The sequence below is a fragment of the Pseudomonas sp. s4 genome (genome assembly GCF_046764235.1).
GTDB lineage: Bacteria > Pseudomonadota > Gammaproteobacteria > Pseudomonadales > Pseudomonadaceae > Aquipseudomonas > Aquipseudomonas asiatica.
The window spans coordinates 5,344,007-5,369,623 of record NZ_CP177209.1; the positions used below are offsets into that span (position 1 = coordinate 5,344,007).

Genomic DNA, 25,617 nt, shown 5'->3' on the forward strand with positions numbered 1-25,617 from the left:
CCCGTGCCTCCTCAGTTGGCCGCGATGACCGTGCCGCGGCATTCACCGAAACCGATGCTGGCCACGCCATCACGCACGCAGCGGGCACGCAGGATGATCTCGTCGCCGTCTTCGAGGAACTTGCGCACCTCGCCACTGGCCAGTTCCACCGGGTGCTTGCCCCCTTCGGTTATCTCCAGCAGGCTGCCGAACGAACCTGGAGTGGCGCCCGACAGCGTGCCCGAACCGAACAGGTCGCCCGGTTGCAACTGGCAGCCGTTGACGCTGTGGTGCGCGACCAGCTGCGCCACGGTCCAGTACATGCTGCGGGTGTTGCTCAGGGTCAGGCGGTGCGGGGCAAGATCCTGCTCGCGCATGCGCTCGGTCAGCAGCAGTACCTCAAGCTCGATATCGAATGCACCAGCGGCCTGGTCGCGCTTGTCCAGCAGGTACGACAGTGGCTGCGGGTCGCCTTCCGGGCGTGAGGGCTGGGCACAACGGAACGGCTCAAGCGCTTCGGCGGTAACTACCCAAGGCGAGATGGTGGTGATGAAGCTCTTGGACAGGAACGGCCCCAGCGGCTGGTATTCCCAGGCCTGGATATCGCGCGCCGACCAGTCGTTGAGCAGGCACAGGCCAGCCACGTGCTCGGCGGCATCGCCTACCGGGATCGCCTGACCAATGTCGTTGCCCTGGCCGATCCAGATACCCAGCTCCAGCTCGTAGTCCAGGCGCGCGCAGGGGCCGAAGCTTGGCTCGGTGTGCCCGGCCGGCAGCGTCTGGCCCTTGGGCCGGCGCACATCGGTGCCGGACGGGCGGATGGTCGAGGCACGGCCGTGATAACCGATCGGCACGTACTTGTAGTTGGGCAGCAGCGGGTTGTCGGGGCGGAACAGCTTGCCCACGTTCTTGGCGTGCTCGATGCCCACGTAGAAGTCGGTGTAGTCACCGATCTGCGCCGGTACATGCAGCTGGCAGGCGCTGGCCGGGTACAGGGCGGCCTGCAGTGCCGCCTTATGTTCACTGTGTTCGCCCAGCAGCACCAGCAGGCGCTCGCGCAGGGCGACGCGGGCACCGCGGCCGAGGGCGAAGAATGCGTTCAAGACCCCACCACGGGTGGCCTCGACCGCGGCCTTGGCGGCACCGTCGAACAGGCCTGCGGCCAGCACCGCCTCCAGGTCGAGGATCGCGTCGCCGATGGCCACGCCACAGCGCTTGGCTTCACCCGGCCGGCTGAAGATGCCCAACGGCAGGTTCTGCAGCGGGAAGTCGCTGTGCCCGTTGGCGTGCTCGACCCAGCTACGGGCAATGGCGGTCTGATTCATGGGTTATCTCCGGTTCGGGTTGAAGGTGCTCGGCAAGGTGGCCCAGCAACTATCGTAGTCGGCCTGCAACTGCGGGCATTCAAGGGCTTGCAGGCTCGGGCGCAGCACCTGGCTGGTCTCGAACATGAAGGCCATGGTGTTGTCGATCTTGTGCGGTGCCAGGTCGGCAGCAATAGCCTTTTCGCAGGTTTCGGCGTCGGGGCCATGGGCGCTCATAACCCCGTGCAGCGAGGCGCCACCCGGCAGGAAGCCCTCGGCCTTGGCGTCGTAGGCACCATTGATCAGGCCCATGAACTCGTTCATCAGGTTGCGGTGGAACCATGGTGGACGGAAGGTGTTCTCGGCCACCATCCAGCGTGGCGGGAAGATCACGAAGTCCATGTTGGCCATGCCATGCACGCTGGTCGGCGAGGTCAGCACAGTGAAGATCGACGGGTCCGGGTGGTCGAAGCTGACCGTACCGATGGTGTTGAAGCGACGCAGGTCGTACTTGTACGGCACGTTGCTGCCATGCCAGGCGACCACGTCCAGTGGCGAGTGCTGCAGTTCGCAGGCCCAATGTTCGCCCAGGAACTTCTGCACCAGCTGCACCGGGCCATCGGCCTCTTCGTAGCGCGCCACAGGGGTGAGGAAGTCGCGCGGGTTGGCCAGCCCGTTGCTGCCGATCGGGCCCAGGTCCGGGATGCGCAGCGGCGCGCCGTGGTTTTCGGCGATATAGCCGCGGGCCTCGCCGTCGAGCAGTTCCACCCGAAACTTCATGCCACGCGGGATGACCGCGATTTCCAGCGGCTCGACTTCCATCACCCCCAGTTCGGTGGCAATGCGCAGGCGGCCCTGTTGCGGCACCAGCAGTAGTTCACCGTCGGCGTTGAAGAACACCCGCTCCATCGACCGGTTGGCGCGGTAGATGTAGATGCTCACGCCGGCCGGTTTTTCCGCAGCGGCGTTGGCCACCATGGGCAGCCAGCCCTCGATGAAATCGGTCGGTTCGACGGGGATCGGCTGGGGGTTCCAGCGCAGGCGGTTGGGGGTGATGGCCCCCAGCGGGCCGGTCAGCGGCTGGCGCGCCAGGCGCTCGAAACGGGGATGCAAGGCAGATGGGCGAATACGGTACAGCCACGTGCGGCGCAGTTCGCTGCGGGTCATGGTGAACGCCGTCCCCGAGAGCAGCTCGGCGTACAGCCCATAGGGCGCCTTCTGCGGCGAGTTCTGCCCGACCGGCAAGGCCCCTGGCAGCGCTTCGCTGGCAAACTCGTTGCCGAAGCCGCTGAGGTAGTGAAGGTCGGGTGACGTATCGCGATTCATCGATGCCTCCGGGCTCTGGCCGAGCCGTTGCTGGCAGCTGGCTGCTGGCCCGGGGCGGGGTGGCAGCGCGTCTGCATTGTTTTTATCGTAATCAGATTACGAATAACGTAATTTGCTACGGGCAATGCGTCAAGCTATAAAGGCGCGACTCGAAGAATCCGGAAGAAGATGTCCATGGCCAAAGCCAGCTCCCCCGCCGACAACGGCAAGCAGAAAGTCCGCTCGGCGGAGGTCGGCACCGACATCCTGAAGGCTCTTGCCGAGCTCTCCCCGTCCACCTCCCTGTCGCGCCTGGCGGAACATGTGCAGATGCCAGCGAGCAAGGTGCACCGTTACCTGCAGGCGTTGATCGCCAGCGGTTTTGCCGAACAGGATGCGGCCACCAACCATTACGCCCTGGGGCGCGAGGCTCTTCGGGTAGGGCTGGCGGCGCTGGGCAGCATCGATGTGCTGAAGATTGCCGCGCTGCCATTGTCACAGCTGCGCGATGAACTGAACGAGAGCTGCTTCGTTGCCGTATGGGGCAACCAGGGCGCGACAGTGGTCAGCATCGAGCCGGCAGTACGCGCGGTCACGGTGGTAACGCAGATCGGCTCGGTTCTGCCGCTGCTCACTTCGTCCACCGGGCTGGTGTTCGCCGCCTATCTTCCCGAGCGCGAGACCGTGGAATTGCGTGACCGGGAACTGGCCGCCCTGCAGCACAGCGCCGCCGACTACCAGGCAGTACTGGCGGGCATTCGTGAACGTGGCCTGCACCATGTGCACGGGCTGTTGATGCCGGGCGTGGATGCGCTGTCGGCCCCGGTGTTCAATGCCATGGGGCAGATCGCCGCGGTGATGACGGTGGTCGGGCCGACCTCGATCTTCCATGCCGACGAGCATGGTCCGGCGGCGCAACGGTTGCTGGCAGCAGCACGGGAAACCAGCTGGCGCATGGGCTATTCGCCCGCCAACTGAGCGCCTTCGGCACTATTGCCCGATACGTAAAGGTGAATGTCATAAGCGGCTATTTTTCCTGCAGGATCAGGCGCTTATTCTTACCTCACTGGCCGGCATGAAGGGCTCTCCCCCCCGCCTTTCAGGCCTGCGAGGTTCACCGACGTAGATTTTGAAGCTCCTTGCTGACGTCTCGATTGGCCGCTGCGGCTTGCAGCGGCCTTTTTTATTTGCCCTGAAAATTTCCGTCGCCTGTGCTGGCCTCTTCGCGGGCTGGCCCGCTCCCACAGGGATATCACCAAGCCTGAGGGCAGTGATATCCCTGTGGGAGCGGGCAAGCCCGCGAAGAGGCCAGCACAGGTAGTACAAAGCTCAGCCCAGCGGATACTTCTGCAAGTTCGCCATCATCTGCTGCAACGCCTGCAAGCTGTCCTGTGGGTGCACTGCCCCGTCGAAGTCGCCAATCCGTGCCCAGTTCTCCGCCACCTGCTCCGGAGTAAAGCCTTCACGCGGATCGAAGCCTACCCCCAGGCTGCGCTCCCAACGCACCTTGCCCACCCAACCGCCACCCACTTCGAACAGCTCACCACTGCCCTGGCACTGCTCGCTGCCCAAATACACCACCAGCGGGCTGACCAGCTCAGGCTTGAGCCGCTCGAACACCTGGGGCGGGATCAACCCTTCGGTCATGCGGGTGCCACCCGTGGGGGCGATGGCGTTGACCAGGATGCCGTGCTTGCGCCCTTCGATCGCCAGGGTACGTGTCAGCCCATACAGGCCCAGTTTGGCCATGCCGTAATTGGCCTGGCCGAAGTTGCCGTAGATGCCGGACGTGGAAGCGGTGAAGATCACCCGCCCCCAGTTCTGCTCGCGCAGGTGCGGCCAGGCGGCGCGGGTGACCTTGTAAGCCCCCTCGACATGCACCTGATACACCTGCTCCCAGTCGCTGTCTTCCATCTTGTGGAAGGTTTTGTCACGCAGGATGCCGGCATTGTTCACCAGCACATCGACCCGGCCGAAGCTGTCCAGGGCCTGCTCGACAATACGCGCGCCGTGGCTGACCGAATCATGGTTGGCAATGGCACTGCCCCCGGCAGCGCGGATCTCCTCTACTACCCGGTCGGCGGCGGAGGCGCTGGCACCTTCACCGTGGGTGGACCCGCCGAGGTCGTTGACCACCACCCGCGCACCACGGGCAGCGAACAGCAGCGCATGGGCACGGCCCAGGCCGCCCCCGGCTCCGGTGACTATCACCACGCGATCTTGCAGACAGACAGGCTCGCTCATGCTCATGGCTCCAGGCAGGTTCAGGTAGGCCGAGTGTCCGCCGCCAGCGGCGGGCGGACAATCAAGCTCACGCAGGCTGAATGCCTGGCAATAACGCAGCACGATGGTTATGGGGCCGCTTTGCGGCCCATCGCCGGCAAGCCAGCTCCCACACCAACCGCGCCGGCCTCCAGGCATGCGCTGTACCTGTGGGAGCCGCCTTGCCGGCGATGAGGCCCTGTCAGGACCACGCCACTTTCTGCTGGAAACAGCTCAGCGGTTGTTCACGAAAGGCCAGGTAATGGCGTAGCACCTGCACCGGCGCTTCGGTATGCGGGTAATGGCCGATGCCCTGCAACTGCACGGTGTCCGGCTCCGGCACCAGTTGCCGGTAGCGCTCCACCATGTGTGCGCCGGAAAGCGGGTCGTCCACGCCATTGATGAAACGCAGCGGCACGCCTTCGTGCTGCATCGCGCCAACCCAGCGGTCCCGGTGCAACCTGCGCTCTGGCATATAACCCACCAGCTTGTGCAGGATGCGCGTGCCACGGTTGGCGGCTATCAGGCTCCAGAAGTCATCCAGCGCACTTTCACTAGGGTGGGTGCAAGGGCCGTAGACCTGGGTCACGTTGCGCACCAGGTCGTCGCGACCGAACGAGCGCCCTACCAGCCAGCCCAGGCGGCTGAGCAACAGCTTCTGTACCAGCAGCATGCGGCAGCTTTCGGGGAACAGCCCGCTGTTGAGGAACACGCAGCTGGCAATGCTGGCGCGCTGTTCATGATGCCGCGCCAGCATTTCCTGGGCCACACTGCCGCCGTAGTCATGGGCCAACAGATGCACCGGCTGGTCGACCTTCAGCTCGGCGAGCAAAGCCTGCTGCAGGTCGGCCTGCTCCATCAGGCTATACACGTGATCGACCGGTTTGGCCGAATCGCCAAAGCCGAGCATGTCACAGGCGATAACCCGGAAGCGCTGGGCCAAAGGCCCCCAAAGGTAGTGCCAATCCCAGCTGGCGGTGGGGAAACCGTGCAACAGAAGCAGGGGCTCTCCTTGCCCTGCGGTCCAGTAACGGATGCTCTGGCCCCGGAAGCTGAAACTCTGTCCCCGGGTACGCCAGACGCACAATGGAATTTCGGCCATGGGCATCAGAACGGTCCCGGTGAAGTGGTGTTGGCGGAATAGAGCAAGGCTGCGGTCATTGCATGTCACCTCGGCACTTACATGTGCTCTCTATGTCGAGGCTGAGTCTAGCCAGCAGCCCATGGGCTGGAACTTGCGTTGCCAGCCAGCTTGATGACTTGGCGAGTCAGTGGCACGAACGGTCAGAGCAGCACAGCCAGCAGCGGTGCCGCGAACAGGTTCAACAGCCCGGTCAGGACCATGACCAGGCCGGCCACCGAACCCTCCTCCCGGCCTACCTCCTGTGCCCGGCTGACACCGGCACCATGGGCGCCCACACCGAACAGCGCGCCCCGCGCCAGCGGCGTGCGCAACGGCAACCAGCGCAGTAGCACGCCGCCGAGCATGGCGCCCAGTACGCCGGTGAACATCACGAACACCGCCGTGAGCTCCGGTACGCCACCCAGGTCATGGGCCAGTGGCATGGCAAAGGGCGTGGTGATAGAACGCGGCACCAGCGACAGGCTGGTCGCGCTGTCCAGCGCCAACATATGAGCCAACCCCCAGGAACTGGCGATCGAAGCGCTACTACCGGCGACCATACCCATCATCAGTGCCGGCCAGTGGCGCGCCAGCATGGCCCGTTGCTGCCAGATCGGCACCGCAAATGCCACGGTCACCGGGCCAAGCACACTCATCAGCCAGTGGGTGTTGCGGGCGTACTCGGCATAAGCGGTGTGCAGCGGCACGGCCACCGCCAGCAACAGTACCGGCACCAGGATCAGCGGCGACAGCAGGTAGCGCCCGCTGCGCCGGTACAGCCAGCGGCTGCCCAGGTACGCCAGCAAGGTCAGGGCCAGCCAGAACAGCGGCATGGGTTCAAGGCTCATGGCGCAACCTCCAGCGGCACACCAGTTCCACAGTCAACGCGGTCACCACCATTACCGTCAGGGTGCTCACGGCAATCACCAGCAGGATGCGCCAGCCCTCGTCACGGATCAGAGCGCCATAATCGAGCAGGCTCATCAGCGCCGGAATGAAGAACAGCAGCATCTCAGCCATCAGCCAGCCTGCGCCCAGTTGCAGCATGGCTGGCTTGAGCACACCTGAGGCAAACAGCAACAGCAGCAATGCCAAGCCCATCACTCCGCCAGGAATCGGCCAGCCCAACCAAGTGGCAAGCTGGCCACCGAGCAGGAACAGAGCACAGAGGATCGCCAGCTCGACGAGCAGGCGCAGGGCTTTTTTCAACAACGCAGGTTTCATGGGGGGGTCCTCTACAGGCCCTCATTTTAAGTTTTGGCTGCCTAGGCCAGAAGCGAATTGTTAGACTGAACAACATTCCAGAATGGAATTGTGATCATGGAATTCAAACAGCTGCGCAGCTTTATCGAAGTGGTCCACCGCGGCGGTTTTACCCAGGCCGCGCAGACCCTGCACATCAGCCAGTCGGCGGTGAGCAAGCAGGTGGCTCAGTTGGAGCAAGATGTGGGCCAGCCGCTGCTGGAGCGCCAGGCCTCGCAGTTGCACCTGACCGCTGCCGGGCGCATCGTCCTGGAGCGCGGCGAAGCCTTGCTGCGTCAACGTCAGGCATTGCTCGGCGAACTGGACGACCTCAGCCAGATGAGCCGCGGCGAACTGCGGCTGGGCCTGCCGATGCTGGGCAGCGACGCGCTGTTCGCCGGGTTGTTCGCCGAATATCGGCGGCGTCACCCGAACATTGCAATCCACTTGCTAGAAGGTGGCAGTCGCAGCATCGAACAGGCGGTCAGAAGTGGCGAACTGGAACTGGGAGGCAGCCTGACGCCCAGTGACGAGGCGTTCGACTACCAGCCGTTCTGCAACGAGCCAATGGATGCACTGTTGCCTGCCGGGCACGAGCTGGCAGGCCAGGAAGCGGTAGATCTGTGGCAGCTGGCCGATACCCCGTTCCTGCTTTACCAACGCAGCTTCGTGCTCAATGACCGGCTGCTGAAGGCGTGCCAGCAGCAGGGTTTTACCCCCAAGGAAGGCGGTCGCAGTGGCCAGGCGGATTTCCTCGCGGCGCTGGCAGCGGCGGGCCAGGGTGTGGTGTTGCTGCCCCGTGTGGTGGCGAAAGCCCTGGAGCGCCCCGGTGTGGTGCGCTTGCCGCTGCGCTCGCCGGGGGATTTGCGTTGGGATATCGCGTTCATCTGGCGGCGCGGGGCGTATCTGTCACGGGCGGCGCAGGCATGGTTGTCTTTACTACGCAAACATCACGGCTGACGCGATCCCTGTAGGAGCGGCCTTGTGTCGCGAAAGGGCTGCAAAGCAGCCCCAGCAATATCTGCTGCGCTGCCGAATCCAGGGGCTGCTTTGCAGCCCTTTCGCGACACAAGGCCGCTCCTACAAGGGCTCGCGTGAAGCCTCGAGTCAGGCCTTCAGTGCTTGAACAAGCTCAGCCAACCAAGGCTCTGCATCCGCCTCCGGAGTCACCGTCTCGCTGGCATCCAGGCGCAACATCGGTTGCACTTCGCGCACGCCCAGTTCGGCAAAAAATTCGCGCATCTGCTCGCCACCACCGCAATAGGTATCGCCATAACTGCTGTCGCCCAAGGCAATCACCGCACCCGGCAGACCACGCCAGGCCGCAGGCAGGGTATCGCGAATGCTGCAATACAACGGCATGAGGTTGTCCGGCAGTTCGCCCATGCCAGTGGTCGAGGTCACGGCCAGCAAGGCGTCGGGGGCGAAACCTTCAAGGTCCTGCAAGGTGGCGCGCGCCGCATGCCAGGCCTCCAGGCCCGCAGCCTTGAGCAGCGATTCAGCGTGACGGGCGACTTCTTCGGCGGTGCCGTAGACCGATCCGGAAATAATGGCGACTTTCATCGGGTAGTGGATTCCGAAACTGAGTGAAAACGTAGGATACTAGCATCCGGCGCTGGCAAAAGGCCGCCTCTACCAAAGTCACCATCCTAAGCCCTGCTTCGCACCCTTGTTTATTCAATGGCCCGAACATGATCAACGCGCAACTACTGCAATCCATGGTCGATGCGTCCAATGACGGCATCGTGGTCGCCGAACAGGAAGGCGACGACACCATCCTCATCTACGTGAACGCGGCCTTCGAACGCCTGACCGGCTACAGCCGTGACGAAATCCTCTACCAGGATTGCCGCTTCCTGCAGGCCGACGACCGCGACCAGCTTGGCCGCGCCCGCATCCGCAAGGCCCTGGCCGAAGGCCGACCGTGCCGCGAAGTGCTGCGCAACTACCGCAAGGATGGCAGCGCTTTCTGGAACGAACTGTCGATCACCCCGGTAAGGCACGACGCCGAACAGCGCACCTACTTCATCGGTATCCAGAAAGACGTCACTCGCCAGGTCGAACTGGAGCGGGAACTGGCACAACTGCGCGTTCGTCCGAAACCCGACGAACGCACCTGAACCAAGTACGCCACGCACGGTCAATCCCGTTGAAGAAATCGCCATCGAGTTCGATCATGCAAGCAGAAGCGCTCCTGACCCAGGACGAGCTGGATTTCATACAGAACATGCAGCATTCGCCGCAGTTGAACCTGGCCGACCCCATGTCGAGCCTGCTGGTCAATGGCGACCGCCGCATCCAGAGCTTGCTCACCCGCTTGGTGGCCAACGAGCAGGTAACCCTGCAGGCCCAGTTCAACAACCAGCAAATCAGCTTCCCGCTGCAACTGGTGGAAGACGAGTTCCACGCCCTGCACCTGCAACTGGGCTCACCGGAAATCTACGAGGACGGCCCCATGCTGCGCCCCTGGCGCCTGTCGATGGAGAAGCCGAGCGCACTGCTCGATGCCCATGGGCAGGAAACTGGCCTGTGGGTTCGCGAGATCTCGTTCAAGGGTACATTGCTGGAAGTCCGTGGCCTGCCAGCGGCACCAGCCCACTTCGAATTGCGCTTCGCCCCTGATGGCATCCCCCCCATCGAACTGCATGGCGTGCTGGGCCGGCGCATCGGCCCGGACCTGGCAGCCTACGACCTCAGCCAAAGCCCGGCCGAAGAGATCGAACGCCTGCGCGACTACATCCTCCAGGCCCATCGCCGGGCCCACCCCGAGCTACACACTCAGGTATCGAACTGACCGGCCAGAAACTGCCGCAAACGCTGGCGCATCACGCTACCCTGCGCACCCAGGCAAGCGATCGGGCTGCCAGCCAGGCTGTCCTGTGCCAGTTCCGCCGCTTCACCCGCCAGTAACAACGGGCACTCCAGCCCAGCCACCAGGCGCGTCAGCCGCCGTGTGAGCTCCGTCGTGGGCGGCTGATGGGAAAACAGCACCAGGGCATCCGGTTTCAGGCGTTCGCAGACCAGTGCCAGTTCTGCCAGCGGCTGCGCGCTCGCCAGTGGCGTCACGCCAACTTCATCGCAGCCCAAGGTCAGGCTGGTCACCAGCAAATCCAACTCGTGGCACTGCCCCGGCAATGGCGCCAGCAGCACCATGCGGCTGCGCGGCGCGCGGGCGAGTTGCAAGCGGGTATACACCCGGCCACGCAGGAACTGATCGAGGAACAGCCACTCGCTGGCCTGCCCGTAGCCGCCCTGACCGGCCGCCAGGTCATGCCACACAGGCATGAACACTTCACTGAATACCTGGTCCAGGGTGCAGGCGGCAAATACCTCGTCGAACAGGCGGTCCAGGCCGACAAGGTCAAAACGTTGTAACGCCTGGCGAATTTGCTGCTGCCAGCGCCCCCATGCGCCAGTCGCGACACCTGCCTGCCCGGCACGGGCATGGTCGCGCGCGAGGATGCTGGCAACCTTGCTTACCGCAACGCCGCGCTCCAGCCAGCCAAGGATGCGGCGGATGTCATCGATGTCGGCCTGGGAATACAGGCGGTGGCCGCTGTCGGTGCGGGTAGGCTGGATCAGACCGTGGCGGCGCTCCCAGGCGCGCAAGGTCACGGCATTGACGCCAGTCAGGCGGGAAACCTCACGGATCGGAAACAGGTCCTGCGCGAGGCCCGCATCGATTACCGGATTCAGTCCCTGTTCGTTCATCTGCACGGGGTTCCCTGTGTGTCCAAGTTGAACACCTAGTCTACTACGGCAATACCAGGCGCTGGGGCGCAACCGTTTGCCGGCTTACAGTTGCCGAAGATCGCAGATGGGCGATAATCCGCGCCCGATTCTTGCATGCATGCCTGTGTCGCCCACCACCCCGGGCCACTCAGCCAAAGGGGCCGGCTACCCGCCAGCCCCGTTGCCAGGAGATACACGATGTCTACCCCACCCGTCACCTTGATGGTGTCGCGCCGCGCCGCCCATGGCCGCTACCAGGACCTGCTGGCCTGGCTGCATGAAGGCGAGCAGCTGGCCACCGACTTCCCCGGCTACCTTGGCTCGGGCATCCTCGCGCCACCCCGCGACAGCGACGAATTCCAGATCATCTTTCGTTTCAGCGACGAGCCGACTCTGCATGCCTGGGAACATTCCGCCTCGCGTCGGGCCTGGTTGCAACGCGGCAACGGCCTTTTCGAACGCCCCAAGGAAGCGCGCGTGAGCGGCATCGACGACTGGTTTGGCACCAACATGGTGCAAAAACCACCACGCTGGAAGCAGGCTGTGGCCATCTGGCTGGCCTTCTTCCCGGTCTCGCTGGTGTTCAACCTGGTGTTCGGCCACTGGCTCGCTGCGCTGGACCTGGTACCACGGGTATTGCTCAGCACCCTGGGCCTGACGCCGGTGATGGTCTACCTGTTCATCCCCCTGTCCACCCGTCTGCTGGCCGGCTGGCTGCATGCGTCCCCCGCCCCTGCCGGCGCCCTGCGCAGCCGCTGAGGCCAGGCCGTACACGCGGTAGACAGTTCGGGTATGCTGGGCGGCAACCAAAGGACAGACAAGTTGACCGCCCCGAACATGAACAGCCCCATTCTCGTTACCGGAGCCAGCCAGCGCGTCGGGCTGGCCCTGGCCCTTGAACTGGCGCAGGCCGGCCATACGGTGGTCAGTGCCAGCCGCAGCGTCCAGCCACAAGCGGCTCACCCGAACATCGTGCAGTTCCAGGCTGACCTGTGCCAGCTGGCCGATCGACAGGCCCTGATCGACTACTTGCACAACCATTACGACGGCCTGCGCGCGATCATCCACAACGCCTCGTTGTGGCTCGACGATGGCCTCGACAACCTCGAGACCATGTTCCGCCTTCACGTCGAAGCGCCCTACCACCTCAACCTGGCCTTGGGCGACCTGCTGGCCAAGGTGGAAAAGGCCGACATCATCCACATTTGCGACGAAACCTCTTCGCGCGGCAGCAAAAGCCACATCGGCTACGCCGCGACCAAGGCCGCGTTGCAGAACATGGTGCTGTCTTTCGCCGAAAAATATGCGCCCAAGGTGCGTGTGAACGGTATCCTGCCCGGGCTGCTGATCCTCAAGGAAGGGGGTGACGAAACCTACCGCCAGCAGACCCTGAAAAAGGCCCTGCTGGAGTTCGAACCCGGCGCCGGCCCGCTGATCGAGACGGTCAAGTACCTGCTCGCCAGCCAGTACAGCACCGGCAGCCAGGTGGTCATCAACGGTGGCCGCCACCTGAAGAACCGCATGACCTGAGAGAAGCCCATGACCCCACAGCAACAGCTCGAACTCGAGGCCGCCGCGTTCCGGCGCCTGGTCGAACACCTGCAGAAGCGCACCGACGTGCAGAACATCGACCTGATGAACCTGTCCGGCTTCTGCCGCAACTGCCTGTCCAAGTGGTACAAGGCCGCGGCTGACGAGCGCCAGCTCGACCTGAGCCTGGATGACGCCCGCGAAGCGGTGTACGGCATGCCTTACGCCGAGTGGAAAGCCCAATACCAGAAAGAAGCCAGCGCCGACCAACAAGCGGCGTTCGAAAAAGGAAAACCTCGTGACTGACCTGAACACCCTGCGCGCCAGCCTGGCCAGCGGCCAACACGTGTTTGCCGACACCCTGGCGTTCATTGCCGACAACTACAGCTACCAGCCACAGGCCTTCGACAATGGCGGCGTGGCGAATGCAGCCGGGCAGAACGAAGGTTCGTGCAAGACCCTGGGCCTGGCGCTGCTGGAAGGGCTGAGCGACCAGGAAGCGCTGCTGGCCTTTGGCGAGCACTACCGTGACGTGGTGGCCACGCCCGAGGGCAGCGACCATGGCAATATCCGTGCGCTGATCAAGCATGGGCTGGCGGGCGTCAAGTTCGCCGAGCTGCCGCTTGCGCGCAAGGCTTGAGATAGCCGGGGCTGCTTTGCAGCCCATCGCGACACAAGGCCGCTCCTACAGAAGACCGCGTTCCCTTGTAGGAGCGGCCTTGTGTCGCGATAGGGCCGCAGAGCGGCCCCAAAATCTCGAAACCAACCTCAGCTGATGATGGTTCCCGGCACCCCTCCCGCCAAGCCACCCTGCTGCAACCACTGCAAGGCCACCGGCCACAAACTTTCGCGAAAGCGGTCATGGAAGAACGCGAAATGGCCAATTTCATCGACCGAGATATCCACAGGCGCAATACGCAGGTGCTGGCGCTCGGCGCCCTGCAGATAACCCAGCAAACGCTCGGTCGCCGCCACGGTACCAAAGGGATCATCGGTCAGGCTGATGGCCAGCGTCGCCGCCCGCACCTGGGCGAACGGTAGTGCCTCCAGTGCACGCCCGCTGGGTCGGTGCTCATAGCGCGGGGTACGGGTGGTCCAATCGTGCACCACGCCGGATGGCGTGTCCTCCAGCCAACCCAGACGCTTGCCGGGAAAATAACCGAACACACGGGTGAGCAGCGGCATTACCACATGCCACTTGCAGAACAGCTGCCAACGCTGGTCAGCCGCATAATCGCGCCAGTAGGCGAATTGCGCGCCAACCATCACCACCCGGCGTACCTTGTGCGCCGACGGTGCCAGCCCCACTGCGCAGCCGCCAAAACTGTGCCCCACCACATCCACCGGCTGGCCGGGGAAATGTTCTGCGGCATTCACCAGCATGGCTTCGAAATCCAGCCGGCCCCAGTCGCTCCAGGATGCCTGGAAGCCACGCAGCGAGGCCGGGCGGGATTCGCCAATGCCACGGTAGTCGTATGTCAGCACATCGCACCCCTGGGCGAACAGGTAGTCGGCGAAACGCGAGTAGTAGTGGCAGCGTACCGAAGTGGCAGCGTTGATGATCACCAGCGGGCGCTGGGGGTCAGGTCGGGCGTGGCGCCAGCGGAAACCGCCGAGGCTGTAGCCGTCGGCTGCGGTGTGGCGAAAGGCAGTGGCGGGTTGGGTGAGGCTGCTCATGGCACATTCCCTGTTGTTGTGCGCCAAAGCTAGCAAAGATTTTATAGCCTGTACCGGCCTCTTCGCGGGTAAACCCGCTCCTACAGGTACTCCATCTCCCTCAAGTTAAAAGGGATCCCTGTGGGAGCGGGTTTACCCGCGAAAGGGCCGGTACAGGCCGGCAGCGATTACAGCTCGATGCAGTCGAACTTCACATCGGTAGCCACGTCTTCGTCGTAGTTGACGTCAGCGCGCTCGAAGCCGAACAGGTTGAGGAACTGCTTCTTGTAACCGGCATAGTCGGTCAGCTCGAACAGGTTCTCGGTGGTCACCTGTGGCCACAGCGCCTTGCAAGCGTCCTGCACGTCATCACGCAGTTCCCAGTCGTCCAGGCGCAGGCGGCCCTTCTCGTCGACTTCGGCCGGCGCGCCGTCGGCACGGTACATGCGGTCGCGGTACATGCGGTCCAGCTGGTCCTGGGTGCCTTCGTGAACACCCTTCTCCTGCATGATCTTGAACACCATCGACAGGTACAGCGGCATCACCGGGATGGCCGAGCTGGCCTGGGTAACCACCGACTTCAGCACCGCCACGTTGGCGCCGCCCTTGACTTCACCGGCCAGCTTCTTGTCCAGGCGCAGGGCGGTTTCGTCCAGGTCCTGCTTGGCCTGGCCCAGCGCACCGTGCCAGTAGATCGGCCAGGTGATGTCGCTGCCGATGTAGCTGAAGGCCACGGTGCGGGCGCCTTCGGCCAGCACGTTGGCGCCAGCCAGGGCGTCGATCCACAACTGCCAGTCCTGGCCACCCATGACGGTGACGGTATCGGCGATTTCCTGCTCGGTAGCCGGCTCGATGCTGGCCTCGATGATGGTGTCCTTGTTGGTGTCGATGGCGGTCGACTTGTACGGCTGGCCGATCGGCTTCAGGGCCGAACGCACCAGTTCACCGGTCTGCGGCAGCTTGCGCACTGGCGAGGCCAGCGAGTAGATGACCAGGTCGACCTTGCCGCCCATTTCGTTCTTGATCAGTTCGATGACCTTGGCACGAGCTTCGTCGGAGAAGGCGTCACCATTGATCGATTTGCTGTACAGGCCCTCGGCCTTGGCGAACTTGTCGAAGGCTGCAGCGTTGTACCAGCCAGCGGTGCCGGCCTTGGTCTCGGTGCCTGGTTTTTCGAAGAACACGCCCAAGGTGTCGGCCTTGAAGCCGAACGCCGCGGTGATGCGAGCTGCCAGGCCGTAGCCGCTGGAAGCACCGATGACCAGAACCTTCTTCGGGCCATCCTCGCGCACGCCCAGCTTGCGGGTGGCTTCGATCTGGTCACGGACGTTGAGCTCGCAGCCCTTCGGGTGAGTCGTGGTGCAGATGAAACCGCGGACCTTAGGATGAATGATGGCCAATGTCTGTACCTCGTCAGGTTTATGCCGGGGGAAGCGCCGCCATGGGCGATTCCGGTTGATCAGAGGGTGAGACTACCCCCGCAGGTTATCCGACACATATTACGGGGTGATCAAAGGGATTCAAAACCAAGGTTTGCCTGTGCCGGCCTCCTCGCGGGTAAACCTGCCCACAGAGACCGCGCAGATCTTGAGGGCTGCGCAGTAGCTGTGGGAGCAGGTTCAGCCGGGAAGTGGCTGCCAACGTCAATCGCGGTGCCGACGGCGCCCCGTGATCATCGACCACGGCAGGTTTTCCCGCATGCGCACGCTCTCGTAGATTGCCGCCAGCACATGCACGCAAACCAGCACCAGCAGCGCGTTGGCCAGCCAGCTGTGCAGGTCCATCGGCCAGTCGACACCAAACAGTGCGTCCACCTCCTGCGACGCCCACCCGGTAAGGCCCAGGCCGGCGATACAAGTCAGCATCAGCACCATCACCAGGGCGCCAATCGGCGAATGCCCCATATGATGGTCAAGCCCCCCATGCAGCAGCGCACGGGCATGTCCGACCAGGCTTGCCGGGGATGGCCAGAAATCGGCCCAGCGCGCGCTGCGTGGCCCGACAAAGCCCCAGACCACACGCACCACCACAACGGCTAGTGCGTAGTAGCCCAGCCACTGGTGCCAGCCTTCACCCTCTTCGTTGAAGAAGTAGTTGGCGAAGAACACCACGGCGATCGACCAGTGGCACAGCCGCAGCAGGGGGTCCCACAGCTGTACCGTGCCGTCGCTGTTCAATCGTGGTACTCGGTCTTGACTGCCTTGCCCGTCACTGGGTCATGGTAGATCTCGACCTTCTTGCCATCCTTGTCGAAACCGTAGATCTCGTAGCAGTTACCCTTGGTGACCTTGAACTTGTTGATCTTGTAGCCCTGCTCCTTGAGCTGCGCCTGGAATTTTTCCTGATCCTGCCAGGTGCTTTTGTCAGCGGTGGTGCATTCGGTGGCGGCGAATGCGGCGCTGCTGCCGATCAGGAGGGTCATGGCGATCAATGTACGCATGGGCATGTGCTCCCATCCAGATGAGTGTAATAGCGCATCCCTGAGCATAGTTCCGCAGGTCGCTTCGCGCTCATTCATTTGCTTTACACATCAATCGCAAAGAAAAACAAACTTAACAAATGAGCCAAAGCCACCGATGCTTGAGGCATTACGCCCATCGCACGGAGAACAACAACATGAACGACGTGGTCATCGTCGCCGCAACCCGTACCGCCATCGGCAGCTTCCAGGGCGCCTTGGCCACTGTGCCTGCAGTAGACCTCGGTGCCGCCGTGATCAAGCGCCTGCTGGAACAGACCGGGTTGGCCCCGGCGCAGGTCGATGAAGTCATCCTCGGCCAGGTGCTTACCGCCGGCGCCGGGCAGAACCCGGCACGCCAGGCCGCGATCAAGGCCGGCCTGCCCTTCAGCGTGCCGGCAATGACCCTGAACAAGGTCTGCGGCTCGGGCCTGAAGGCACTGCACCTGGCCGCTCAGGCCATTCGCTGCGGTGATGCCGAGGTGGTAATCGCCGGTGGCCAGGAGAACATGAGCCTTGCCCCTTATGTGATGCCGGCGGCCCGCACCGGCCAGCGCATGGGCCATGGCCAGCTGATCGACAGCATGATCAGCGACGGCCTGTGGGATGCCTTCAACGACTACCACATGGGTATCACCGCCGAAAACCTGGTGGACCAGTACGGCCTCAGCCGTGAGCAGCAGGATGCCTTCGCCGCCGAGTCGCAGCGCAAGGCGGTGGCGGCGATGGAAGCCGGCCGCTTCGATGATGAAATCACCCCGATCGTGCTGCCGCAGAAGAAGGGAGAACCCAAGGTGTTCGCGCGGGACGAACAGCCACGCCCGGATACCACCGCTGAATCCCTGGGCAAACTTCGCCCGGCGTTCAAGAAGGACGGCAGCGTCACCGCTGGCAACGCCTCGAGCCTGAATGACGGTGCCGCCGCCGTACTGCTGATGAGCGCCGCCAAGGCAAAGGCCCTGGGCCTGCCGGTGCTGGCCAGGATCGCGGCTTACGCCAGTGCCGGTGTAGATCCGGCGATCATGGGCATCGGCCCGGTGTCGGCCACCCAGCGCTGCCTGGACAAGGCCGGCTGGCAACTGGCCGAGCTGGACCTGATCGAAGCCAATGAAGCCTTTGCCGCGCAGGCGCTGGCCGTGGGCAAGGCGCTGGAATGGGATGCCACGCGGGTCAACGTGAATGGCGGGGCGATTGCCCTTGGCCACCCGATTGGTGCGTCCGGGTGCCGGGTGCTGGTGACCCTGCTGCACGAGATGATCAAGCGGGACGCCAGGAAAGGCCTGGCAACCCTGTGCATTGGTGGCGGGCAAGGCGTGGCCTTGGCAATCGAGCGGTGATCTCGGACTGACTCAAGCAGGCTCGGCCTCTTCGCGGGCTTGCCCGCGAAGAGGCCGGTACAGGCAACAAGAAAATCAGGCAGTGGCACGCAGCTCGCGGGCAGCTGCGACCATGTTCACCAGCGCTGCCTCGGTCTCCGGCCAGCCGCGGGTCTTCAGCCCGCAATCCGGGTTGACCCACAGGCGCTCGGCCGGGATACGCTGGGCAGCCTTGTGCAGCAGCTTGACCATTTCCTCACGGGTCGGCACCCGTGGCGAGTGAATGTCATACACACCCGGGCCGATCTCGTTGGGGTAGGCGAACCGTTCGAAAGCCGCCAGCAGCTCCATGTCGGACCGCGAGGTCTCGATGGTGATGACGTCGGCATCCATCGCCGCGATCGACTCAATCACGTCGTTGAACTCGCTGTAGCACATGTGGGTGTGAATCTGGGTTTCGTCACGCACCCCCGAAGCACACAGGCGGAAGGCCTCGGTGGCCCACTCCAGATAATGGGCCCAGGCGCCGTGGCGTAGCGGCAAGCCTTCACGGAACGCCGCTTCGTCGATCTGCACGATCCTGATACCCGCCGCTTCCAGGTCGACCACTTCGTCGCGGATCGCCAGCGCCAGCTGGCGCGCCTGCACTTCGCGGCTCACGTCCTCACGCGGGAACGACCACATCAGCATGGTCACCGGGCCGGTCAGCATGCCCTTCATCACCTTGCTGGTCAGGCCCTGGGCATAAGTGATCCACTCCACGGTCATGGCCTTCGGCCGGCTCAGGTCGCCAACGATCACCGCAGGCTTCACACATCGCGAACCATAGCTCTGCACCCAACCAAAGCGGGTGAATACATAGCCATCGATCTGCTCGGCGAAGTACTCGACCATGTCGTTGCGCTCGGCCTCGCCGTGCACCAGCACATCCAGGCCCAGGTCCTCCTGGATTTTCACCGCATGGCGGATCTCGCTGTGCATGGCCTCGACGTAATCGGCCTCGGTCAGCTTGCCCTGCCTGTAGGCCTGGCGTGCCAGACGAATCGCCGAGGTCTGCGGGAACGAACCGATGGTGGTGGTCGGGAACGCCGGCAGGTCGAGCCCCGCACGTTGCTTGACGATACGTTGGGCAAAGGCTGATTTTCGCTGGCTGTCAGCGGGCTTGATGTCTGCCAGCCGGGCCTGCACGCCAGGCTTGTGAATACGCGGCGAAGCGGCGCGGCTGGCCTGCACGGCCTGGCTCTGGGCCAATGCGGCGGCCACGTCGGCGGCGTGCGGGGCATTGATGGCCTTGGCCAGCAGCGCCACTTCCTGGCACTTCTGCACGGCGAAGGCCAGCCAGCTGTGCAGTTCGGCATCGAGCTGGTCTTCACGGTCCAGGTCCACCGGGCTGTGCAGCAACGAGCAGGACGGCGCCACCCACAGCCGCTCACCCAGGCGCTCATGGGCATGGCGCAGTACCTCCAGCGCCTTTTCCAGGTCGCAGCGCCAGACGTTGCGGCCGTTGACCAGGCCCAGCGACAGCACCTTGTAGGCCGGCAGGCGGTCGAGGATGGTCGGGTACTGCTCGGGCGCCCGCACCAGGTCGATGTGCAGGCCATCGACTGGAAGGTTGGCGGCCAGGCCCAGGTTGTCTTCCAGGCCGCCGAAGTAGGTGGCGATCAGCTTCTTCAGTGGCGCCCGCTGAAGGATGTTGTAGACGCGCTCGTAGGCATTCTTCCAGTCCTGAGGCAGGTCCAGGGCCAGGATCGGCTCATCGATCTGCACCCACTCCACGCCCTGGGCAGCCAGGCGGTTGAGGATCTGGTCATACAGCGGCAGCAGGCGGTCGAGCAGCTCCAGCTTGTCGAAATTGCCACCTTTGGCCTTGCCCAGCCACAGGTAGGTCAGCGGGCCGATTACCACCGGTTTGACCGCATGGCCCAGGGCCTGGGCTTCAGCCACTTCTTCGAACAGTTGCTCCCAGCTCAGGGCAAACTGTTGGTCGGCAGTGAATTCGGGGACCAGGTAGTGGTAGTTGGTGTCGAACCACTTGGTCATTTCCTGGGCGTGCGCGCCGCCGCAGCAATTGTCACCCACGGCGCCACGGGCCATGGCGAACAGGGTCTGGAGAGTGGGCCTGGCAGCGTCGTGGCTGCGGAAGCGCTGCGGGATCACGCCGAAGGTCAGCGAGTGGGTGAGCACCTGGTCGTACCAGGCGAAGTCGCCAACCGGCAGCAGTTCGATGCCAGCGTCTTTCTGCACCTGCCAGTGGCGGGCACGCAGCTCGCGGCCGACGGCGCGCAGGCCGGCTTCGTCGAGTTCGCCCTTCCAGAAGGCTTCCTGGGCCTTTTTCAGCTCGCGGTCGCGGCCGATACGTGGAAAGCCCAGGTTGTGTGCCAGTGCCATGTCTTGTCCCTCAGCATGCATAAATGAATGAGGGGATTTTCCGGGCACTTTCATCTTGAGACAAACTCATTAAATTTGATATGAACTCAAGATTTATTCATGTTCGTGAATTTGTACTGCCTGTACGGGCCCTTTCGCGGCTAAAGCCGCTCCTACAGGTACCGCGCCACCCTGCGGGAGCGGCTTTAGCCGCGAAAGGGCCGGCACAGGCAAGCCCGGATGTCTCATTCAGAGCACCAGCCTGCGCATCCGGACATGACCGCACCCGCCTTCTGCCGCACAATGCCAGCCTGACCAAATCAGGTACCCGGCCCCATGAGCCTGCTGAAAACCGCGCTGCGCGAAAAAACCTTCGTCTGCGTCATGGAGTTCGTCCCCAAGCCCTCCACAGAGCGCTTCGCCGCCATGGACGCGATCCTGGCCCGTGCGCACCTGTGCGGCTGGCCGATGACCGTGGCAATCGGCGACCGCGTCGGCAGCCCGCTGGACATGTCGCCACTGGACGCCCTCGCCTCGTTCAGCAACCCGGTACCCGCCCTGCCGCACTTCTCCGGCAAGGACCGCGAACGCCACCACCTGCTCGCCCAACTGCAACGCATGGATGCCGCAGGCCTCGACCAACTGTTGCTGCTTACCGGCGACCGCCTGCCCGGCCACCAGCCTGGCCAACGCCCGGTGCGCTACCTGGAATCGGTCGCAGCCCTGCAGATCGCCCGCCAGGCCTGCCCACACTGGCTGCTTGGCGCGGCGCTCAACCCGTTCAAGTACTGCGAGGACGAAGGCGGTGCCCAATACTTCAAGGCCGAGAAAAAACTGGCGGCGGGCGCCGACTTCCTCACCCTGCAACTGGGCTTCGATGCCGGCAAACACCAGGAAGCCATGCATTGGATGAACCGCCAGGCCGCGCCCAGGCCGATGCTGGCCTGCCTGATGAGCCTCACTCACGGGCGCGCGACGATGCTCGAACACGTGGCCGGCGTGACCGTCACGCCGTCCATGCGCGACATGCTGGAAGCGGAAGCGGCGCAGTCCAAGGCCTTTGCCCAGGCGCGCAGCGTCGACCGCCTGGCCTTGCAGATCATCGGCGTGAAGCTGATGGGCTACGCCGGCGTGCATCTGTCGGGGGTTCACGAACTCAAGCAACTGCTGGCCCTGGAGGCACGCATCGAGCACTGGCAGGCGCAAATCCACACACTGGAACAATGGGCGCCGGCCTGGCAGGCCAGCTGGCAGATGCCCGGCCTGCCGGCAGTCAGCTTCCATCCGCCGCAGGCAAGCTGGCGCCAGGGCGAGTCACGGGTCGATGCCTCGTTCAAGGAGAAAGCGCGCTATCACCTGATGCACGGCATGCATTCGCTGCTGTTCAGCCGCCGCAATAGCCTGAGCAAGGCATTTGGCTGGGCCGTGCGCCAACCGATGTGGGCTACCCGCCTTGGCGCACAGGTGCTGCACAAGGTGGAACACGCGGTTAAGCACCCGCTGGTAGGCTGCGAAACCTGTGGCCGCTGCCGCCTGGAAGACACCCTGTACATCTGCCCGGAAACCTGCCCCAAGGGCCTGGCCAACGGCCCCTGCGGCGGCACCGCGCTGAACCGCTGCGAGTTCGGCGACCGCGAATGCATCCACAGCGTCAAGTACCGCACCGCCAAGGCGGTGCGGCAGACGGCGCTGCTGACCGAGCGCCTGATCCCGTGCATCGAGCTCGAGACACGCCACCGCAGCTCATGGCCGCAGTGGTTCCAGGCCCAGACGCCGCGTCAGCTCAGCCCGCAGCCAGCGCCTCGAACCCAGCCCGAATCGTAGCCTCGGGCAATTCGTCAGCGATGAACACCATCACGCTCTCGCGAGTTTCACCCTCGGCCCACTCGGCGTCCCAGTCAAAGCCATAGAGCTTGAGCACACCCTGGAACACCAGCTTGCGCGCTTCACCGGCAATGTTCAGCACGCCCTTGTAGCGCAGCAGCTGCTTGCCGTGGGTTTCCAGCAGTTCGTTCATGAAGTCGCTGAGGCGGTCGATGTCCAGCGCGCTTTCCGTGCGCAGCACCAAGGTGGAGATCCGGTCCGGGGTAGCGGGCTTGAGCAACGGGCGTAGCGCTGGCTTCAGGTTCGCGCCCAGATCGGGGTTGAGGTTGAAACCACGCACATCCAGCAGCTCGGCCAGGTCGATGCGACCATGCTCGACCACGCGGATCGCCGCCCGGCCATTGATGCGGGCCAGGCGCTCGCGCAGGGCCTCCACCGCAGCGGGCTCGACCAGGTCGGTCTTGCTCAGCAGCAGGCGATCGGCAAAGCCGACCTGGGCCTGGGCGATGGTCTGGGTCAGGTGCAGCTCGGCGTGGGCGGCATCGACCAGGGTGATGATGCCATCGAGGATGTAGCGCTCACGCAGTTCCTCGTCGATGAAGAAGGTTTGGGCCACCGGCGCCGGGTCGGCCAGGCCGGTGCATTCGATTACCAGGCGGTCGAAGGCGATCTCGCCGGCATCCAGGCGTTCGAGCAGCAGGTACAAGGCGCGGGTCAGGTCGCCGTGGATGCTGCAGCACACGCAGCCATTGGCCAGGGTCATCACCTGCACCGGCTCGTCGCCCAGCAGCTGGCTGTCGATGCCGGCCTCGCTGAATTCGTTTTCGATCACGGCGATCTTCAGGCCGTGCTCGGCCTTGAGCATGTGCTTGAGCAAGGTGGTCTTGCCGGCACCGAGGAAGCCAGTGAGTACGGTTACGGGGATAGGCGTCTGCACGCAGAACATCTCCTGTGCAGTGAAATGGACGGGGAGAGCGCGATCCATGTAGGAGCGGCCTTGTGTCGCGATCGGGCCGCAACGCGGCCCCGGATTTTCAGCTTCGCAGCCAAAATTGCCGGGGCCGCGTTGCGGCCCGATCGCGACACAAGGCCGCTCCTACATAGCACCGCGCTAGCCTGGACTTAGCAGCACTTGGGCCCGGACTTGCCGCCGTAACGCGCTTCCTGGCGTTCGCGGAAGAACTCCTCGTACGTCATGACCGGCTTGTCCGGGTGCTTGGTCTGCATGTGCTCGACGTAGTTGTCGTAGTCGGGCATGCCGACCATCAGGCGGGCTGCCTGCCCCAGGTATTTACCCAGTCGACCCAGGTCGTTGAACATCGCAGCAGTCCTCTCAAGCGTCAGGCAGGGCCTGGAACGGGGTTTCCTTGTCGGTGCGCTCTTTGCGGCCGAGGGCGGCGAAGCCGACCTTTACAGCGAAGAACAGCACGCTGAACACCACCACCAGGAACAGCACGGTCAGGCCGGCATTGGTGTAGGCGTTGAAGATCACGTGCTGCATCTGCCCGATGTCCTTGGCCGGGGCCAGTACCTGGCCGGCGTCCAGCGCGGCGCTGTACTTCTTGGCCAGGGCCAGGAAGCCCACTGCCGGGTTCGGATCGAACAGCTTGATCAGGCCGGCAGTGGTGGTGCAGATCAGCAGCCACACGGCCGGCAGCAGGGTGACCCAGACGTAGCGCTGACGCTTCATCTTGATCAGCACCACGGTGCCGAGCATCAGGGCGATACCCGCCAGCATCTGGTTGGAAATGCCGAACAGCGGCCACAGGGTATTGATGCCACCCAGCGGGTCGATCACGCCCTGGTACAGCAGGTAGCCCCACAGGGCCACGCAGCCGGCAGTACCGATCAGGTTGGCAGTCCACGATTCGGTGCGCTTGAGCGCCGGCACGAAGCTGCCCAGCAGGTCCTGCAGCATGAAGCGCCCGGCACGGGTGCCGGCGTCCACTGCGGTGAGGATGAACAGCGCCTCGAACAGGATCGCGAAGTGGTACCAGAAGGCCATGGTGTTTTCACCCGGCAGCACCTGGTGCAGGATCTGCGCGATACCCACAGCCAGGGTCGGCGCACCACCGGCACGAGCCAGCACGGTGTGCTCGCCAATGTCGCGGGCAGTGGCCTCGAGTTGCTCAGGGGTGATCAGGAAGCCCCAGCTGCTGACCGTCTGCGCCACCGACGCCACATCGGCACCGACCACCGCGGCCGGGCTGTTCATGGCGAAGTACACGCCTGGTTCGATCACCGAGGCGGCGACCATGGCCATGATGGCAACGAACGATTCCATCAGCATGCCGCCGTAGCCGATGTAGCGAGCGTTGGTTTCGTTGTCCAGCAGCTTCGGCGTGGTCCCCGAGGAGATCAGCGCGTGGAAGCCGGACACCGCACCACAGGCGATGGTGATGAACAGGAACGGGAACAGGGTGCCCTTCCACACCGGGCCAGTGCCGTCGGTGAACTGGGTCAGCGCCGGCATCTTCAGCTCGGGCGCGATGATCAGGATACCGATGGCCAGGCCGACGATGGTGCCGATCTTGAGGAAGGTCGAAAGGTAGTCACGTGGCGCAAGTACCAGCCATACAGGCAGTACCGCGGCGACGAAACCGTAGCCCACCAGCATCCAGGTGATCTGCACACCGGTAAAGGTAAACGCCGGGCCCCAGGTCGGGTCTGCGGCAATCTGGCCCCCCAGCCAGATCGAAGCCAGCAGCAGCACCACGCCGATGACCGATATCTCACCGATATGGCCCGGACGGATGTAGCGCATGTAGATGCCCATGAACATCGCGATCGGGATGGTCGCCATCACCGTGAACATGCCCCAAGGGCTTTCGGCCAGGGCCTTGACCACGATCAATGCCAGCACCGCAAGGATGATGATCATGATCAGGAAGCAACCGAACAGCGCGATGGTGCCTGGAATGCGGCCCATCTCCTCGCGCACCATGTCGCCCAGCGAGCGGCCGTTGCGGCGGGTGGACAGGAACAGGACCATGAAGTCCTGCACCGCACCAGCCAGCACCACGCCGGCGATCAGCCACAGCGTACCGGGCAGGTAGCCCATCTGCGCGGCGAGTACCGGGCCGACCAAGGGGCCTGCGCCAGCGATGGCGGCGAAATGGTGACCGAAGAGGATGTGTTTGTTGGTCGGAACGTAGTCCAGGCCGTCGTTGTTGAGCACCGCCGGGGTGGCACGGCGAGGGTCGAGCTGCATCACCTTGGTGGCGATGAACAGGCTGTAGTAACGATAGGCGACCAGGTAGATGGCCACTGCCGCGACCACGATCCACAAGGCATTGATCGCCTCGCCGCGACGCAGGGCAACCACACCCAGCGCACAGGCTCCTATGACTGCCAGCGCCAGCCACGGAATGTGGCGTAGCAGGCTATTATTGTTGTTCATGGTTTGCTTCCAGCTGGTGGATTGGAAAAGACCGCCCATCGAGTCTAGGGCGAGTCATCGCGCATTGCCACACTTGCTTTGGTCTAGAGCCTCTGCGGCCAGATTGCGGTACCTGATGT

The 25,617-nt window shown here is 63.9% G+C and carries 26 protein-coding genes; 10 read left to right on the plus strand and 16 right to left on the minus strand.

The window, feature by feature from the left end; translation table 11 throughout:
- Positions 1-11: 11 nt before the first annotated feature.
- Both fahA and hmgA read right to left on the minus strand, forming a co-directional pair.
- Positions 12-1,304 carry a fumarylacetoacetase gene (fahA, locus tag ACK56M_RS24785; protein WP_015271772.1) on the minus strand — a complete coding sequence of 431 codons (1,293 nt, stop codon included), beginning with the start codon at positions 1,302-1,304 and terminating at the stop codon, positions 12-14.
- Positions 1,305-1,307: 3 nt separating this feature from the next.
- Positions 1,308-2,609, minus strand: a complete 1,302-nt coding sequence (gene hmgA, locus ACK56M_RS24790; RefSeq protein WP_015271773.1) for a homogentisate 1,2-dioxygenase — start codon at positions 2,607-2,609, stop codon at positions 1,308-1,310.
- Between the two features lie 174 nt (positions 2,610-2,783).
- Here hmgA and ACK56M_RS24795 point away from each other — a divergent pair, with 174 nt between their 5' ends.
- A complete protein-coding gene (locus ACK56M_RS24795; protein WP_264209663.1) occupies positions 2,784-3,566 on the plus strand; it encodes an IclR family transcriptional regulator in 783 nt (260 codons plus the stop codon).
- 351 nt (positions 3,567-3,917) lie between these two features.
- On the opposite strand, the gene ACK56M_RS24800 is transcribed toward ACK56M_RS24795, so the two are convergent.
- From ACK56M_RS24800 to ACK56M_RS24815, 4 genes are all read right to left on the minus strand, one after another.
- On the minus strand, positions 3,918-4,832 hold the full coding sequence (locus ACK56M_RS24800; protein ID WP_015271775.1) for an SDR family oxidoreductase: 915 nt from the start codon (positions 4,830-4,832) through the stop codon (positions 3,918-3,920).
- Positions 4,833-5,052: 220 nt separating this feature from the next.
- Positions 5,053-5,958, minus strand: a complete 906-nt coding sequence (locus ACK56M_RS24805) for an alpha/beta fold hydrolase (protein ID WP_039613040.1) — start codon at positions 5,956-5,958, stop codon at positions 5,053-5,055.
- A gap of 176 nt (positions 5,959-6,134) precedes the next feature.
- Positions 6,135-6,821: an LrgB family protein gene (locus tag ACK56M_RS24810; protein ID WP_015271777.1), complete on the minus strand. Its 687-nt coding sequence runs from the start codon at positions 6,819-6,821 to the stop codon at positions 6,135-6,137.
- Positions 6,811-7,197, minus strand: a complete 387-nt coding sequence (locus ACK56M_RS24815) for a CidA/LrgA family protein (RefSeq protein ID WP_015271778.1) — start codon at positions 7,195-7,197, stop codon at positions 6,811-6,813. The genes ACK56M_RS24810 and ACK56M_RS24815 overlap by 11 nt, the downstream gene beginning before the upstream one ends.
- A 96-nt stretch (positions 7,198-7,293) precedes the next feature.
- Between ACK56M_RS24815 and ACK56M_RS24820 the strand changes: the two genes are divergently transcribed.
- Positions 7,294-8,175, plus strand: coding sequence for a LysR family transcriptional regulator (locus tag ACK56M_RS24820; protein ID WP_411959119.1), 882 nt, complete (start codon positions 7,294-7,296; stop codon positions 8,173-8,175).
- A gap of 147 nt (positions 8,176-8,322) precedes the next feature.
- Here ACK56M_RS24820 and ACK56M_RS24825 read toward each other — a convergent pair whose 3' ends face one another.
- Complete coding sequence (locus tag ACK56M_RS24825; RefSeq protein ID WP_411959120.1) at positions 8,323-8,778, minus strand: flavodoxin; 456 nt, start codon at positions 8,776-8,778, stop codon at positions 8,323-8,325.
- 128 nt (positions 8,779-8,906) lie between these two features.
- Here ACK56M_RS24825 and ACK56M_RS24830 point away from each other — a divergent pair, with 128 nt between their 5' ends.
- Together ACK56M_RS24830 and ACK56M_RS24835 are read left to right on the plus strand one after the other, a co-directional pair.
- Positions 8,907-9,335 (plus strand): PAS domain S-box protein, encoded by a 429-nt coding sequence (locus ACK56M_RS24830; RefSeq protein ID WP_054572763.1) that lies wholly within the window; start codon positions 8,907-8,909, stop codon positions 9,333-9,335.
- A gap of 56 nt (positions 9,336-9,391) precedes the next feature.
- Complete coding sequence (locus tag ACK56M_RS24835; protein ID WP_015271782.1) at positions 9,392-10,009, plus strand: hypothetical protein; 618 nt, start codon at positions 9,392-9,394, stop codon at positions 10,007-10,009.
- Here the strand turns inward: ACK56M_RS24835 and ACK56M_RS24840 are convergent.
- Complete coding sequence (locus ACK56M_RS24840; RefSeq protein WP_015271783.1) at positions 9,994-10,926, minus strand: MerR family transcriptional regulator; 933 nt, start codon at positions 10,924-10,926, stop codon at positions 9,994-9,996. The genes ACK56M_RS24835 and ACK56M_RS24840 overlap by 16 nt on opposite strands.
- A gap of 219 nt (positions 10,927-11,145) precedes the next feature.
- Between ACK56M_RS24840 and ACK56M_RS24845 the strand changes: the two genes are divergently transcribed.
- The 4 genes from ACK56M_RS24845 to ACK56M_RS24860 are packed head-to-tail and all read left to right on the plus strand — an operon-like array spanning position 11,146 to position 13,117.
- Positions 11,146-11,706 carry a hypothetical protein gene (locus tag ACK56M_RS24845; protein WP_015271784.1) on the plus strand — a complete coding sequence of 187 codons (561 nt, stop codon included), beginning with the start codon at positions 11,146-11,148 and terminating at the stop codon, positions 11,704-11,706.
- Between the two features lie 33 nt (positions 11,707-11,739).
- Positions 11,740-12,477 (plus strand): dihydromonapterin reductase, encoded by a 738-nt coding sequence (gene folM, locus ACK56M_RS24850; RefSeq protein WP_015271785.1) that lies wholly within the window; start codon positions 11,740-11,742, stop codon positions 12,475-12,477.
- A 9-nt stretch (positions 12,478-12,486) separates the two neighbouring features.
- A complete protein-coding gene (locus ACK56M_RS24855) occupies positions 12,487-12,783 on the plus strand; it encodes a DUF1244 domain-containing protein (RefSeq protein WP_003260708.1) in 297 nt (98 codons plus the stop codon).
- Positions 12,776-13,117, plus strand: coding sequence for a HopJ type III effector protein (locus tag ACK56M_RS24860; protein ID WP_003260709.1), 342 nt, complete (start codon positions 12,776-12,778; stop codon positions 13,115-13,117). Before ACK56M_RS24855 ends, ACK56M_RS24860 begins: the two co-directional genes overlap by 8 nt.
- Positions 13,118-13,245: 128 nt before the next feature.
- Here ACK56M_RS24860 and ACK56M_RS24865 read toward each other — a convergent pair whose 3' ends face one another.
- The 4 genes from ACK56M_RS24865 to ACK56M_RS24880 form a co-directional block, all read right to left on the minus strand.
- The gene (locus tag ACK56M_RS24865) at positions 13,246-14,154 is read right to left on the minus strand and encodes an alpha/beta fold hydrolase (protein ID WP_015271786.1); all 909 of its coding nucleotides are present in this window, start codon (positions 14,152-14,154) and stop codon (positions 13,246-13,248) included.
- A 167-nt stretch (positions 14,155-14,321) separates the two neighbouring features.
- Positions 14,322-15,533: an enoyl-ACP reductase FabV gene (fabV, locus tag ACK56M_RS24870; RefSeq protein ID WP_015271787.1), complete on the minus strand. Its 1,212-nt coding sequence runs from the start codon at positions 15,531-15,533 to the stop codon at positions 14,322-14,324.
- A 243-nt stretch (positions 15,534-15,776) separates the two neighbouring features.
- Positions 15,777-16,310: a cytochrome b/b6 domain-containing protein gene (locus ACK56M_RS24875; RefSeq protein ID WP_015271788.1), complete on the minus strand. Its 534-nt coding sequence runs from the start codon at positions 16,308-16,310 to the stop codon at positions 15,777-15,779.
- Positions 16,307-16,573: a PepSY domain-containing protein gene (locus ACK56M_RS24880; protein ID WP_003260712.1), complete on the minus strand. Its 267-nt coding sequence runs from the start codon at positions 16,571-16,573 to the stop codon at positions 16,307-16,309. Before ACK56M_RS24880 ends, ACK56M_RS24875 begins: the two co-directional genes overlap by 4 nt.
- 176 nt (positions 16,574-16,749) lie before the next feature.
- Here ACK56M_RS24880 and ACK56M_RS24885 point away from each other — a divergent pair, with 176 nt between their 5' ends.
- A complete protein-coding gene (locus tag ACK56M_RS24885) occupies positions 16,750-17,928 on the plus strand; it encodes an acetyl-CoA C-acetyltransferase (RefSeq protein WP_054572760.1) in 1,179 nt (392 codons plus the stop codon).
- Between the two features lie 75 nt (positions 17,929-18,003).
- Here ACK56M_RS24885 and metE read toward each other — a convergent pair whose 3' ends face one another.
- Positions 18,004-20,295 (minus strand): 5-methyltetrahydropteroyltriglutamate--homocysteine S-methyltransferase, encoded by a 2,292-nt coding sequence (gene metE, locus ACK56M_RS24890; protein ID WP_411959121.1) that lies wholly within the window; start codon positions 20,293-20,295, stop codon positions 18,004-18,006.
- Positions 20,296-20,610: 315 nt separating this feature from the next.
- Here metE and ACK56M_RS24895 point away from each other — a divergent pair, with 315 nt between their 5' ends.
- Positions 20,611-22,098: a methylenetetrahydrofolate reductase C-terminal domain-containing protein gene (locus ACK56M_RS24895; RefSeq protein ID WP_015271792.1), complete on the plus strand. Its 1,488-nt coding sequence runs from the start codon at positions 20,611-20,613 to the stop codon at positions 22,096-22,098.
- Here ACK56M_RS24895 and yjiA read toward each other — a convergent pair.
- The 3 genes from yjiA to ACK56M_RS24910 all read right to left on the minus strand — a co-directional run bounded on the left by yjiA (position 22,058) and on the right by ACK56M_RS24910 (position 25,498).
- Positions 22,058-23,035 carry a GTPase gene (gene yjiA, locus ACK56M_RS24900; RefSeq protein WP_015271793.1) on the minus strand — a complete coding sequence of 326 codons (978 nt, stop codon included), beginning with the start codon at positions 23,033-23,035 and terminating at the stop codon, positions 22,058-22,060. The genes ACK56M_RS24895 and yjiA overlap by 41 nt on opposite strands.
- 185 nt (positions 23,036-23,220) lie before the next feature.
- The gene (locus ACK56M_RS24905) at positions 23,221-23,418 is read right to left on the minus strand and encodes a YbdD/YjiX family protein (RefSeq protein WP_013974210.1); all 198 of its coding nucleotides are present in this window, start codon (positions 23,416-23,418) and stop codon (positions 23,221-23,223) included.
- Between the two features lie 13 nt (positions 23,419-23,431).
- Positions 23,432-25,498 carry a carbon starvation CstA family protein gene (locus ACK56M_RS24910; protein ID WP_015271794.1) on the minus strand — a complete coding sequence of 689 codons (2,067 nt, stop codon included), beginning with the start codon at positions 25,496-25,498 and terminating at the stop codon, positions 23,432-23,434.
- Positions 25,499-25,617 lie beyond the last annotated feature (119 nt).